Genomic DNA, 12505 nt, shown 5'->3' on the forward strand with positions numbered 1-12505 from the left:
CCGGCGTGCAGCGCGATCCGGCCGGATGGGGGGCGGCGCTGGCCGCCGTTGCCATCTGGACCGGCTTCATTCTGGTCACGCGTTATTCGGAGCGCGGCACGCTGCTGCCCACCGATCTTGCGGCGCTGCGATTCTTCGGCGCCGCCATCGTCATGGCGCCCTGGCTGTGGAAGTACCGCGCGCGCATGCCGGCCTGGCCGAAGATGCTGCTGCTGGCGCTCTGCGGCGGGCTCGGTTACGCACTCTTCGCCTATCACGCCTTCCAGCTCGCGCCGGCCGCGCACGCCGCCGTGCTGCTGCCCGGCATGATGCCCTTCCTGGTGGCGCTGGTCGCCATCGTGGTGCTGGGAGAGAAGCCCGGGCCGATGCGCGCCGTTGGTCTCGCCATCATCGGCGCCGGCATGGTCTGCGTCGGTATCGAAGGCATCGCCCCCTCGCTCGGGACCGGGGCGACCTGGCAGGGTGATCTGCTTTTCGTCGCGGCCTCACTGAGCTGGTCGATCTTCACCGTGCTGCTGCGGCGCTGGCAGATCCAGCCCTGGGATGCCGTCGCGATCACTGCCTGCGTGTCCGCGTTGATCTACCTGCCGCTGTGGCTGCTCGTGCTGCCCAGCGCGATTGCTGAGGCGCCGTGGCGCGAGATCGCGCTGCAGGGCGGCTATCAGGGCTTTCTCGCTGTCATTGTGGCCATGGTGCTCTTCGCCCGCGCTGTGGTGGGTATCGGTGCCACGCGGATGGGGGTTCTGATGGCGCTGGTGCCAGCGGCCGGCGCGCTGCTCGCCGTGCCCGTGCTGGGCGAGCCATTGACGCTGCTCGCCGGCGCCGGCGTGCTACTTGCCAGCAGTGGTGCCATCATCGCCGCCCGCGGCCCCACCGTCGCCGCCAACCGATAGGCGCTCCGAATGCCCGAGATCCAGCTCACCCCCACCCAGGCCCGCGTACTCGCCTGTCTCGCCGAGAAGGCCGTGACCACGCCGGCCTACTACCCGATGACGGTCAACGGGGTCATGGCGGCGGCCAACCAGAAATCCAATCGTTACCCGGTCATGAGTCTGCGTGAGGCCGAGGTCGGCGGTGCGCTGGCGGATCTGGAAACAATGAAGCTCGTCAGTCGCGACGATGACAGCGGCCGCGTGCCGAAGTGGCGCCAGCGCTTCGAGCACGAGACGCTGCTACCGAAACCTGTCCTCGCCGTGCTTGTGGCCCTGATGCTGCGCGGTCCGCAGACCATCGCCGAGCTCAAGACCCGCGCCGAGCCGCTGGGCGGGCCAGCCGACAACGACGGCGTGCAGGCAGCCCTGGAGCGCATGGCCGACCGTGCCGATCCCTTTGTCATGGAGCTGCCACGCGCGGCCGGCCAGTCCGCCACGCGCTGGGCGCATCTCCTCTGCGGCGAGCCCGAGATTCCGGAGGCGGCGCCGGCCCCGGCGCGCAGCGGCGGCCAGCAGCAGGCGCTTGCCGAGTTGACGGAGCGAGTGGAGATCCTGGAGCGTCAGGTTGCCGAGCTGCGCAGCGCCCTTGGTGTCTCGGATAACGGTGTCTCCGATAGCGGAGGTGCATGATACGGGGACCTTTGATGCGGAGCCCCCCATGAAGCTCGCCGTGCGCTCCGAGGTCGCCTACCGCAGCGATCGCGGCTATCCCTGCACCTATGTCTTCAATCTGGCGGCCGCGAATATCAATGCGCAGCAGGTCGAAGATGAATCTCTGCTTGTCGACCCCGATGTCTCGCGCGATCACTACGAGACGGACAGCCTCGGCAATCGTCTGACGCGCTGCCAGCTCGCCGACGGCGGCAGCCTGTCGGTGCAGTACGAGGCCGTCGTCTCCGTTACGCATAGCAGTGGCATCGTCGCGGACATCGAGGAAGTGCCGCCCGGACGACTGCCGCTGTCGATCCTGCCCTACACCTACCCCAGTCGCTATTGCCAAAGCGATCGCCTCATGCGCATGGCGCAGAGCGAGTTCGGCCGGATGGAGCCCGGATTCACTCGTGTGCTCGCCATCTGCGACTGGATCTACCGGCGCGTGGACTATCTGTCGGGCACCACCAATGCACACACCTCGGCCTTTGAGACGGCGACCGAGCGCCAGGGCGTCTGCCGCGATTTCGCGCATCTGGGTATCGCCTTCTGCCGTGCCCTGAACATCCCGGCGCGCTTCGTATCGGCCTATGCGCTGGAGCTGCAGCCGCAGGATTTTCACGCTGTCTTCGAGGCCTATCTGGGCGGCCGCTGGTGGCTCTTCGATCCCACGCGACTGGTGCCGCTGGATGGCCTGGTGCGCATTGGCACTGGCCGCGATGCCGCCGACATCGCCTTCGCCACCATCTGGGGCGTGGCCGAGACGACGATGCAGTCCGTCAGCGTGCGGCGCCTCGACGGCGAGCGCAGCGAATGGGATGGCAGCCCGGTTTCGGTCGACGTCACGCCCCACCGCGGCGCCTAAAGAGAACGTTGCCGAAGGCGACGCTTGCGCCCCTCGCCCGCGCAAGCGGGAGAGGGGAGGACCACCCGCGGCAGCGGGTGGTGGGGAGAGGGCGGTTGCGTGTGTCGGTTTTTGTCCTGACGGCTGCGCGCGTCTTAGCCGTTAAACCACTGCTGGAAGGGGCGCGGCCCGGCCGGCATCATGCGCGGAAATGGGCAGGCTCAGGGCACCGGAGCATTCATGGCCATCCGCATCGTCAGACTGGGCAGCGAGCGTCTCGCCGACGAAGGGCTGCGAATCGGCGCGGTACGTCGCCCGCCGCGCGGCGTGCCCAAGGCCGAGTACAGCGCGCGCGATATCTACGACGCTTGGTTCCCTACGCTTGCCCCCAGCGAAGAACTGCTGAAGGCTTTCGCGCCCATCGACCCGAAGGACTGGAAGACATTCAGCCGGCGCTACCGCAAGGAGATGAAAGCGTCCGACGCGCGTCACGCCATCGCGCTGCTCGCGGTGCTGTCGCAGCAGACGCACCTGTCGGTCGGCTGTTACTGCGCCGACGAGAGCCTCTGCCACCGTTCGATCCTGCGCGAGCTGCTGGCAGCGCAGGGCGCTGTTCTTCGATAGCGCTCAAGGGCTCGATCGTCTGCAACGCTGATCGGATCAAGGCAGAATCGCTGGCGACGGTTCGATAGCTGCTTGGTGGTGGAAAGACCAAGCCGCCAATGGAACGAGCCGTACCGAATCCTGCATGGATGCAAGGGGGCAGTAATGGGGGGCAAGTACTTTTCGGTCGTGGCCCTGGTGATGCTGTTGGCATCCATGGTGGTTCAGGCGCAGCCGGAACTCAGCTACAACTATCTCGACGCTCGCTATCGGATGCAGGACGAGACGCTCGACGATGGCAGGGAGATCGACGCCGAGGGCTATTCGGTGGAGGGTTCGGCGCTACTGAGCGAGCGCCTTTTCGCGGTAGCGTCCTTTGGCGAGATTCTTACCGACCCGATCCCCAACGGCGGCGGCAGCGTGGAGATCGAGCTGGAAAGCCTGACGCTGGGGCTGGGTCTGCGCCAGCGGCTGGCTGAGCGTCTGGATCTGAATCTCGGCGTCGCTTACCGCCGGTCGCGTGTCGAGGCCGCACAGGGCGCGATGCGCGAAAGCGATTCCGACAGCGGCCATGTCCTGATTGCCGGCCTGCGCGCTCTGCCGCAGCCGTGGCTGGAAATCGAAGCGAGTGTCGGCCGTAGCGAGATATTCGACGACACCTCCACGACTTTCGCGCTCGGCGCGCTCGTCGAGATCGTGCCGCGCTTCCAGCTCGGCGCTACCTATTTGCGCTCCAGCGACGTGGACGGCATCTCTTTGGGTGGGCGCATCGGCTTCTAGCTCTTCGCGGCGACACAGCCGGCAATCAGCTCGAAGGAACGCAGCCGCGCGTCGGGGTCATAGATGTCGGAGACCACCATCAGTTCGTCGGCGCCGGTCTCCTTCGCCAGCGCGTCGATGCCTGCGCGCACGGTCTCGGGCGAGCCGATGATGCTGCGCGCCAGCATGTGCTGGGCGTGCTCTTTCTCGCCCTGCGTCCAGTAGCTGTCGATATCGTCGATGGGCGGGCGGCTGCGGCTGCGCGCGCCGCGCAGCAGGTCGGCGAAGCTCATCTGCTGGGTGGTCGCCAGCTTCCGGGCTTCGGCGTCGCTGTCGGCGGCGACGATGTTGACCCCGACCACGGCGTAGGGCTCGGCCAGCTGCGCGGAGGGCTTGAAGCGGGCGCGGTAGATCTCCAGCGCGCGCAGCAGCGCGTCGGGGGCGAAATGCGAGGCGAAGGCGTAGGGCAGGCCCAGCTCGGCGGCGAGTTGGGCGCCGAAGGTGCTGGAGCCGAGGATCCAGATCGGCACCTGCGTGCCAGCCGCCGGCACGGCCTGCACCGGATCCTGTGCGGCATCCGAGGCGAAATAGCGCTGCAGCTCGGCGACATCGCGCGGGAAGTCGTGCGCCGAGCTGGGTGAGCGGCGCAGCGCGCGCAGTGTCTCCGGCCCGGTTCCGGGTGCGCGCCCCAGGCCGAGCTCGATGCGGCCAGGGAACAGATGCGCCAGCGTGCCGAACTGCTCGGCCACCACCAGCGGCGCGTGGTTGGGCAGCATGATGCCGCCGGCGCCGACGCGAATGTGCTGCGTACCGGCGGCAACGTGCTGGATCACGAGCGAAGTTGCCGCGCTGGCGATGCCCGGCATGTTGTGATGCTCGGCGAACCAGATGCGTTGATAGCCCCAGCCCTCGGCATGCCGCGCCAGCCGGCGTGCATTGTCCAGCGCATCGCGTGCGTCGAGGCCTTCGCGGATGCGGGCGAGGTCGAGGATGGAGAGGCGGGTCATGATGTCTCCGAGTCGCGTGGTACGTGGTCAGTCGGATTCAATGGTCCGCAGACCGCGCATCTGCGATGGCCTGCTCAATGGCAAGCGCCTCTTCTTCGCGCATGTGGCCGCTGAAGCGCCGGAGGCGATCGCCGACCAGGGGTTGTGTTGGTTTGGAGCCCAGTTCCAATTGCGCGCCGCGGCGCATCAACTTGAGCGCCGCCTTGTTGAGCGAGAGCCCCTCGCGCGCTGCCAGCTGGCGAAGGCTGTGCTCCAACTTCCCGTCGAGGCCTCGTAGTGTCAGCTGCATGGGAAACGCTACTCGTCTAAGGCATCCCGCAGACCGAGATGCTCGTGAAAGGGCTGAAAATCTCGGTCATTGTGGAGCAGGGGCACGTCGTGCGTCAGGCACCAGGTGGCGATGAGCGTGTCGATGGTCTTGCGCACGGTGACGCCGCGGCTGCGAAGCAAGCGGAAATGATCGGCAGCCCGCATGGCGATCTCGGCGCCGCCGATGGTCACGATATCGAGCCGCTGCAGATGCCGGACTGCAGCGCGGAAGTCGTGCTCATGCCGGAAGCCCTGCAGCACCTCGGTCAGTATCAGATCGCCGATCATCACCGGCCGCTGTCCCAGCTGCGCGTGCAGGAAGTCGCTGGGCGAATTGCTGCGGCCGGTGAAGTAGTCGATCCAGACGCTGGAATCGACGAGCATCACGCGTCGCGCCGCATGGCCTCAAGATCACCCTCCCACTGCAGCCTGCCGCGCAGTGCGCGCAGCTGCTCCTGCTCGCGCAGCTTGAGCAGCGCGCGCAGGCCGGCTTCGACGGCCTCGCGCTTGGTGCGCAGGCCCGTGCGCTGCATCACCTGCGCCATCAGCTCGTCATCAATCACGATATTGGTACGCATGATGTGTACGATACGCCATTCCCATACACAGAATAGGCGCAGCGGGCGCCGATTAACAAGCCCGCAGACCGCGCACGAGCCAGCCCCCGCATGACCCGCTCCACCCGCAGCCAATTCCACCAGCTCCTGCGCGAGGCCGAGGAGAGCCTGTCCGTGCGCGACGCGCGTCGCCTGCATGGCAAGGCGCGCAAGCTGCGCGGCGGCGACAGCCAGCCGCTCATCAAGGAGCTCAACGCCGCCAGGCAGCGCACGGAGCAGCGCCTGCGGCGCCTCCCGGCCAATCTCAACTATCCGCCGGAGCTGCCGGTGGTGGCTGCGCGCGAGGAGCTGCTGACGGCAATTCGCGAGCATCAGGTCATCGTCGTCTGCGGTGATACCGGCTCGGGCAAATCCACGCAGCTGCCCAAGCTCTGCCTGGAGGCCGGCCGCGGCCGGCGCGGGCTGATCGGCCACACCCAGCCGCGGCGTGTAGCGGCGCGGGCGCTGGCCAATCGCGTCGCCGCCGAGCTGGACAGCCGGCCCGGCGAGGCCATCGGCTTCGAGACCCGCTTCGAGAAACAGCTGGCTGACGACGGTGGCCTGATCAAGCTGATGACCGACGGCATCCTGCTCAACGAGCTGAGCCGCGACCGCGACCTCACCGCCTACGACACACTGATCATCGACGAGGCGCATGAGCGCAGCCTCAACATCGACTTCCTGCTCGGCTATCTCAAGCGCCTGCTTGCCAAGCGGCCCGATCTCAAGCTGATCATCACCTCGGCGACGCTCGACCCGGAGCGTCTCAGCCAGCACTTCGACGAGGCGCCCATCCTGCGGGTGGAAGGTCGCAGCTACCCCATCCGCATCGACTATGCCCCGCCGGCCCACGACGATACGGCCGTGGCAGTCGCCGACGCCATCGACCGCCTCTGGTCGCGCCGCCCGGACGGGGACGCGCTGGTCTTCCTGCCCGGCGAGCGCGAGATCCGCGAGGCCGCGCGCGTGCTGCGCGGCCGGCGCAAGGATGCCGAGGTGCTGCCGCTCTACGCCCGGCTGGGCGCACGGGCGCAGGATGCCGTCTTCAGCAAGGCCAGCAAGCCGCGCATCGTGCTGGCGACCAATGTCGCGGAAACCTCGCTGACCGTGCCCGGCATTCGCTATGTCGTCGACACCGGCACGGCGCGCGTGGCGCGTTTCCAGCCGCGCTCAGGCGTGCAGTCGCTGAAGGTCGAGCCCATCAGCCAGGCCGCAGCCGATCAGCGCGCCGGCCGCTGCGGGCGCGTCGGTCCCGGCCACTGCCTGCGTCTCTACGAAGAAGAAGACTTTGCCAAGCGCCCGGCCTTTACCGATCCGGAAATTCGGCGCAGCAATCTTGCCGGCGTCATTCTGCAGATGGCTGCGCTCAAGCTCGGTCGCGTCGAGGATTTCCCCTGGGTCGACCCGCCGGACAGTCGGCACGTGCGCGAGGGCGAGCGCCTGCTGCGCGAGCTGAACGCGCTGGGCGAGGACGGCAGCCTGACGCCTACCGGCCGCGAGCTGGCGCGCCTGCCGCTGGACCCGCGCATGGCGCGCATCGCGCTGGCGGCGCGTGGCACCACCGCGCAGGACCCGGCGCTGATCCTGGCTGCGGCGCTGGCCGTGGCCGATCCGCACGAGCAGCCGGCCGACCAGCGCGAGGCCGCCAAGTCCGCGCACGGCCAGTGGCGGCATCCGCGCTCGGATTTCCTGACATTGCTGAATCTCTGGGATCGCACACGTGCCATCCGCCGCGACGAGGGCAGCAGCGCGCTGCGCCGCTGGTGCGAGAAGCATTTCGTCTCCTTCAACCGGCTGCGCGAATGGGGTCTGGTGGTGAGCCAGCTGCGCCAGGCGCTGGGCGTGCGCGCTGCCGCCGACCGGCCGCTGGACGACGCCGGGCGCGCGCAGGCGCTGAAGAGCCTCTACGCGCCGCTGCATCAGGCGCTGCTGGCCGGGCTGGTCGATCACATCGGCCTGCGCCTGCCCGAGAAGGCCGGCTACCAGGGTCCGCGTGGCCGGCAGTTCCAGGTCTTCCCCGGTTCCGGGCTGGCGAAGAAGCAGCCGCCGTGGGTGATGTGTGCCGAACTGTCGCAAACGCGTCAGCTTTATGCGCGAACCTGCGCCGCCATCGAGCCCGCCTGGCTGGAGGAAGTGGCGCCGCATCTGCTGCGCCGCACGCTGGAGGATCCGCATTTCGACGCCGAGCGCGGGCAGGTATCGGCCACCGAAGTGGTGCGTTTCCACGGACTGGAACTGACGCGCCGCGCGCGCCACTACGGCAGCGCCGAGCCGGTCGAGGCGCGGCGAATCTTCATCCACGAGGCGCTGGTGCGCGGTCAGCTCAAGCGGCCGCCGCGCTTTCTGCGCGACAACCTGGCGCTGGTCGAATCGGTGCGCGATAAGGAGCAGCGCCTGCGCCGCCCGGACTTGCTCGCCGACGAGGATCAGCTCTGCGCCTTCTATGAGGCGCGCCTGCCCGACAATGCCTGCACGCAGGCCGCGCTGGAGAAATGGCTCAAGCGCAGCGGCCAGACCGAGACGCGTCCCCGCGATGACCGACCGATGGCGCAGCTCAAGCAGCAGATGCCCACCACCGGCCCGCTGCATATGCGCGAGCCGGACGTCCTGCGCCCGGGTGCCGACGCCGATGTCGAGGCGCTGTTTCCGGAGCGCCTTTCCATCGACGGCCACGAGGTGGCGCTGGAATACCGCCACGATCCGGGCGCCGAGGCCGACGGCGTCACCTTCGTGCTCGATCTCACGGCGCTCTTCGCTCTGCCCGCGAACCGTTTCGACTGGCTGGTGCGCGGCCTGCGCCCGGCGCTCTTCGAGGCGTTGCTGCGCAGCCTCCCCGGTCGCAAGCGCCGCGCCGTCACACCGGCCGCGCATTTTGCCGACGCGCTCACCGAGCGCCTCGGCCCGGATGAGGGACCACTGCTGGAAGCGATATGCGCTGCGCTACGCGAGATGAGCGGCGCCGATCTGGCCCCCGAGGATTTCGAATGCGAACGCCTGCCGCCGCATTTGCGCCCGCGGCTACGGCTGCTCGACGAGGTCGGCAAGGCACTCGGTGAGGATGAGTCGATCGAGGCTTTGCGCGAGAAATTCGGCGAACGCGCGAGAAAAGTCGTTACCAATGCCGCTAAAGGCTCCGAATGGGTGCGCGATCATCTGCGCGACTGGGATTTCGGCGCGCTGCCCGAGCGCGTGACGCTGCCCGGCGATATTCCGGCCTATCCGGCGCTGACGGTCGAGGAAAATGCGGTGCATCTGCGTCCCTTTGAATCGCGCGCGGCCGCCGAGGTGGCGCACGCCGACGGCGCGCGTGCGCTGATTCTGGCGGCGATCGGCAGCCGTGCGCGCGATATCGAGAAGGAGGTCCAGCGCCGCTTCGGTCTGCAGCTGGCCACCAGCGCGCATACGCCCAGGGCGCTGGCGGCCTCGCTGATCGCGCGCTGCGCCGACGCCATCTTCCAGCCCGCCGCGGTGCGCGACCGCGCCGCCTTCGAAGCGGCTCTCGCCCGGCGCGCCGAATTCAGCCAGCGTGCCCAGAACAGCCTGAACGATCTAGAGGCCTGGCTGACGCGGGCCGCCGCGCTGCGCGGCCGGCTCAAGGATCTGGAGAAGCCCTTCCCGGAAGCTGTCGCCGACGCCCGTGCGCAGCTCGACAGCCTGCTGGCGCCGGAGGCCATCACGGCGATTCCCGAGGCCCACTGGCCGCGCGTGGGGGTCTATCTGCAGGCGCTGGAAAAACGCCTGGAACGACTGGCCAACAAGCCGGCGCGCGATGCGCAGCTCCTGGCGGATATCGTCGCGGCGCGCGGCAAGATGCCGCTGCCATTGACGTACCCGGCGCGCTGGGTCGAGGAAGAGTGGCGCGTGGCGCTGTTCGCGCAGGAGCTGAAAGCCCAGGGAGGCCCGAGTGCAGAGCGGCTGCGAGCTCGGATGGAGGGCGGCACGAGGGCCTAATGCGGATGTATTGATTCATCTGTATTATCGCCTCAATGGGGGAGGCAAATATCGGAACTACGCCCGAATCGGGGGCGACGCGCGAGCGCCTGATGCAGGAGGCCATGCGCTTGCTTGCCCAGGAGGGCTTCAAGGCGGTGTCGCTGCGACGCATCGTGCTGGCCGCCGGTGCGCGAAACCCCTCGGCGCTGCACTACCACTTCGGCACGCGATCGCATCTGATCTCTTCCATTACCGACATGTTGCGCGAGCAGATCGAGCCGCCGGCACTGCGCGCGCTGGCCGATCTCGAGCGACAGCCGGATTACCGCGCGCGCGATGTTGTCGAAGCGGTCTTTGGCCCGGTCATGGCCCTACGCGAGGATCCCGCCTATGGCCGGGACGCGGTGCAGTTTCTGGCACGCCTGGGCTGGGACTACGGAACCGACGGCCAGGAGCTGTCGGCTGCCCTGCACCGCCGCATGATGCTGGCGGCCGTGGCGCGGCTGCAGACGCTGATGCCGGAGGTCGACGGGGAAACGCTGCAGTTCCGGCTGATCCTGAACATGAACAACGTCTACTACGGCCTGGCCTATCGCAGCTATATGAAGCGCTCGCCTTTCGGCGCGCTGTCGCTGGCTGATCCGGCGCAGGGCGAACGCCTGCGCCGACTGTTCATCGATTACATGGAGGCGGGACTGCGCGGCGCTCAATGACACGCCGGCTGTTCAGCCGAGACAAAGAAGAAAGGGAGGAGAACAACCATGAGCTATAGAGAAGTACGCCGGCTTTCGGGCCGCTTCCTCGTCGTTGCGCTCGCGCTTGCCGGCCTAGCGGCCTGCGGCGGCGACAGCGGGGACGGCAGCGCGCGCGGCCCGGATTCGGTGGTGCCCCCCGAAGAGGTGAGCGAGCGCATGCTGCCCATCGTCTTCGTGCACGGCGTGGCCGGCTCGGCGCAGCAGTACCAGACGCAGGTCATGCGCTTCGAGGCCAACGGCTATCCGGCAGACCGTATCCACGCCTTCGAGTACAACGGCGGCCTGCCGGGCGTCGTGCAGGCGGCCGCGGCCGGATTTGCGCTGGAGCTGCTGGATTTCATCAACGAGGTGCGCGCCGAGCACGACGTCGAGGCGGTCTATCTGGTCGGGCATTCGCTGGGCACGATCATCTCCACCGAGTTCCTGACTCTGGGCACGATCACCGGCCTGATTCCGGGTGTCGACGGACCTTCCGACGTGGTGGCCAAGTACGTCGCCATTGATGGCTTGCTGACGCCCGTCTGCCCGGGATTGGTGCCCTGCCTGGGTGTTTACGACGGCGAGCGCACCGACATCTCCGGTCCGGAGCGCGAGGAAATCGAGAATCAGGCGCACGTCGAGGTTGCGACCTCGGAGGAATCCTTCATCGCGCAGTACGAATTCCTGCTGGAACAAGCGCCACAGGTCGTGAAGATCGCGCCGCAGCGCGGGCCGGTCGAGATCGCCGGCCGCGCGGTCAACTTCCCGGAGAACACCGGCCGCGCCGGGGCGACGCTGGAAATCTGGCCCATCGACCCGCAGACCGGACATCGCGCCAGCACCGAGCCGCACACGCGCGTGATCGTTGCCGACGACGGCAGCTGGGGGCCGGTGACAGTGGACCCACAGCAGCATTACGAGAAGGTGCTGCTGGTCGAGGGCGAGAATCCGCACCATTTCTACTATCAGCGCTATCCGCGCAGCACCCGCCACGTGCGGTTGCTTTCCGGCCCGCCGGATGCCGACACGCCGGAAAACACGCACACCAGCGACAACCACACCGCGCTGCTCGTGCTGCGCCACCGCGAATGGTTCGCCACGCACGAAAGCGGCAACATCGACGTGCTCGAGATCAGCACCACCAGCCCGACGCGCGAGGACCAACCAGCCTTCAATGTCATCGCGGATTTCGTGGGCAACGATGTGCTCGGCCTGCACATCCACGATGCCGAAGCCACACCGGGAGAAACCACCGGCGAGCCGCTGCCCTACTTCCCGGACGAGCCCTTCCAGAGCGGCATCGATGTCTTCATGCCGGGCGCCGAGCAGCCGGACGGCACCATCATTGTCCGCAACCTGCCGCGCGGCGACGCCAGCCGACCGCAGGAAATCCGGCTGCCCAATTGGCCGTCCTCCGGCCACCGCATCGGCGTGCTCTTCAACGACTACGTCCTGGAGTGAGTCGCGGCGGGCTGCCGGGAATGCTCAGGCCGCCCGGTACCCCGCCAGCAGGTCGCGGATCATCTCCACGCCGTCGGCGTGCAGCCGAAAGGCGTCGGGGTCCTGGATGCCGACGTAGATCAGACCGATGAGCTGACTCTGGAACCCGCGCGCGGCGCGCTCGGGCGGAATGCTCTCGCGCAGCATGCCCAGTACCTTGGCGCGGCGGAAGCAGTCGCCCAGCGCGGCGGCGATGTGGCCGCGCAGCTGGCGCTCGATGTCGATCATGCCGGGGTTGCCCGGCAGCCGCTCGCGGCGGAGCATGATGATGACGTGGATGCGCCAGATCTGTTCGTTGTGCGCGATGCGTTCCAGCGCCTTGTCCGCGAATCGCTCCAGCGCGGCAAAGGGGTCGCTGAGGTCCGACGCCGCCAGCTCGGTTTCCAGCAAAGGCAGGCGCACGCGCTCGAGCATGGCCGCGTAGAGCGCTTCCTTGTCGGTGAAGTGCCAGTAGAGCGCGCCGCGCGTCATGCCGGCTTCGCGTGCGATTTCCTCCAGCGTGGCGCGTGCCACCCCGCGATCGAAGAAGACTTGCTCGGCGGCGTCGAGCAGCGCCTCGCGGGTTTCGGCGGTCTGTTCCTTGGTGCGGCGCATGGACGGAGTTTGACAGTTGCGGAACTTTCGCTAGTATACATAC

13 protein-coding genes are annotated in these 12505 nt (G+C 68.0%); 8 read left to right on the forward strand and 5 right to left on the reverse strand.

From position 1 onward, the window contains the following. Nucleotides 1–5 precede the first annotated feature (5 nt). The 5 genes from U743_RS15835 (at nt 6) to U743_RS15855 (ending at nt 3810) form a co-directional block, all read left to right on the forward strand. Complete coding sequence (locus U743_RS15835; protein ID WP_043769631.1) at nt 6–893, forward strand: DMT family transporter; 888 nt, start codon at nt 6–8, stop codon at nt 891–893. Nucleotides 894–902: 9 nt separating this feature from the next. After that, a complete protein-coding gene (locus U743_RS15840; protein ID WP_043769634.1) occupies nt 903–1562 on the forward strand; it encodes a YceH family protein in 660 nt (219 codons plus the stop codon). A 28-nt stretch (nt 1563–1590) separates the two neighbouring features. Continuing rightward, a complete protein-coding gene (locus U743_RS15845) occupies nt 1591–2448 on the forward strand; it encodes a transglutaminase-like domain-containing protein (RefSeq protein WP_043769638.1) in 858 nt (285 codons plus the stop codon). Between the two features lie 219 nt (nt 2449–2667). Next, the gene (locus U743_RS15850; protein ID WP_043769640.1) at nt 2668–3051 is read left to right on the forward strand and encodes a DUF488 domain-containing protein; all 384 of its coding nucleotides are present in this window, start codon (nt 2668–2670) and stop codon (nt 3049–3051) included. 144 nt (nt 3052–3195) lie between these two features. Continuing rightward, nucleotides 3196–3810, forward strand: a complete 615-nt coding sequence (locus U743_RS15855) for a hypothetical protein (RefSeq protein ID WP_043769642.1) — start codon at nt 3196–3198, stop codon at nt 3808–3810. On the opposite strand, the gene U743_RS15860 is transcribed toward U743_RS15855, so the two are convergent. Genes U743_RS15860 through U743_RS15875 form a run of 4 tightly spaced genes read right to left on the reverse strand, consistent with a single transcriptional unit; the run spans nt 3807 to nt 5683 of the window. Further along, nucleotides 3807–4796 carry an LLM class flavin-dependent oxidoreductase gene (locus U743_RS15860; RefSeq protein ID WP_043769645.1) on the reverse strand — a complete coding sequence of 330 codons (990 nt, stop codon included), beginning with the start codon at nt 4794–4796 and terminating at the stop codon, nt 3807–3809. The genes U743_RS15855 and U743_RS15860 overlap by 4 nt on opposite strands. 37 nt (nt 4797–4833) lie before the next feature. After that, on the reverse strand, nt 4834–5085 hold the full coding sequence (locus U743_RS15865; protein ID WP_043769648.1) for a hypothetical protein: 252 nt from the start codon (nt 5083–5085) through the stop codon (nt 4834–4836). 8 nt (nt 5086–5093) lie between these two features. Beyond that, on the reverse strand, nt 5094–5492 hold the full coding sequence (vapC, locus tag U743_RS15870) for a type II toxin-antitoxin system VapC family toxin (RefSeq protein WP_043769653.1): 399 nt from the start codon (nt 5490–5492) through the stop codon (nt 5094–5096). Next, on the reverse strand, nt 5489–5683 hold the full coding sequence (locus tag U743_RS15875; RefSeq protein WP_043769655.1) for a type II toxin-antitoxin system VapB family antitoxin: 195 nt from the start codon (nt 5681–5683) through the stop codon (nt 5489–5491). Before U743_RS15875 ends, vapC begins: the two co-directional genes overlap by 4 nt. 90 nt (nt 5684–5773) lie before the next feature. On the opposite strand from U743_RS15875, the gene hrpA reads away from it, so the two are divergent. The 3 genes from hrpA (at nt 5774) to U743_RS15890 (ending at nt 11829) form a co-directional block, all read left to right on the forward strand. Beyond that, entirely contained in the window at nt 5774–9652 is a 3879-nt protein-coding gene (hrpA, locus tag U743_RS15880; RefSeq protein WP_043769657.1) for an ATP-dependent RNA helicase HrpA, read from the forward strand. 92 nt (nt 9653–9744) lie between these two features. Then, nucleotides 9745–10347, forward strand: a complete 603-nt coding sequence (locus U743_RS15885) for a TetR family transcriptional regulator (RefSeq protein WP_043769660.1) — start codon at nt 9745–9747, stop codon at nt 10345–10347. Nucleotides 10348–10395: 48 nt separating this feature from the next. Beyond that, nucleotides 10396–11829, forward strand: a complete 1434-nt coding sequence (locus tag U743_RS15890) for an alpha/beta hydrolase (protein WP_043769665.1) — start codon at nt 10396–10398, stop codon at nt 11827–11829. Between the two features lie 24 nt (nt 11830–11853). Here U743_RS15890 and U743_RS15895 read toward each other — a convergent pair whose 3' ends face one another. Then, nucleotides 11854–12462, reverse strand: coding sequence for a TetR family transcriptional regulator (locus U743_RS15895; RefSeq protein ID WP_043769668.1), 609 nt, complete (start codon nt 12460–12462; stop codon nt 11854–11856). Nucleotides 12463–12505: the final 43 nt, after the last annotated feature.

The organism is Algiphilus aromaticivorans DG1253 (assembly GCF_000733765.1).
GTDB lineage: Bacteria > Pseudomonadota > Gammaproteobacteria > Nevskiales > Nevskiaceae > Algiphilus > Algiphilus aromaticivorans.

Bases quoted from the DNA above. Each gene is read 5' to 3' on its own strand.
- U743_RS15840 (WP_043769634.1), top strand. From the start codon at position 903: ATGCCCGAGATCCAGCTCACCCCCACCCAGGCCCGCGTACTCGCCTGT.
- U743_RS15845 (WP_043769638.1), top strand. From the start codon at position 1,591: ATGAAGCTCGCCGTGCGCTCCGAGGTCGCCTACCGCAGCGATCGCGGC.
- U743_RS15850 (WP_043769640.1), top strand. From the start codon at position 2,668: ATGGCCATCCGCATCGTCAGACTGGGCAGCGAGCGTCTCGCCGACGAA.
- U743_RS15855 (WP_043769642.1), top strand. From the start codon at position 3,196: ATGGGGGGCAAGTACTTTTCGGTCGTGGCCCTGGTGATGCTGTTGGCA.
- U743_RS15860 (WP_043769645.1), bottom strand. From the start codon at position 4,796: ATGACCCGCCTCTCCATCCTCGACCTCGCCCGCATCCGCGAAGGCCTC.
- U743_RS15865 (WP_043769648.1), bottom strand. From the start codon at position 5,085: ATGCAGCTGACACTACGAGGCCTCGACGGGAAGTTGGAGCACAGCCTT.
- U743_RS15875 (WP_043769655.1), bottom strand. From the start codon at position 5,683: ATGCGTACCAATATCGTGATTGATGACGAGCTGATGGCGCAGGTGATG.
- hrpA (WP_043769657.1), top strand. From the start codon at position 5,774: ATGACCCGCTCCACCCGCAGCCAATTCCACCAGCTCCTGCGCGAGGCC.
- U743_RS15885 (WP_043769660.1), top strand. From the start codon at position 9,745: ATGCAGGAGGCCATGCGCTTGCTTGCCCAGGAGGGCTTCAAGGCGGTG.
- U743_RS15890 (WP_043769665.1), top strand. From the start codon at position 10,396: ATGAGCTATAGAGAAGTACGCCGGCTTTCGGGCCGCTTCCTCGTCGTT.
- U743_RS15895 (WP_043769668.1), bottom strand. From the start codon at position 12,462: ATGCGCCGCACCAAGGAACAGACCGCCGAAACCCGCGAGGCGCTGCTC.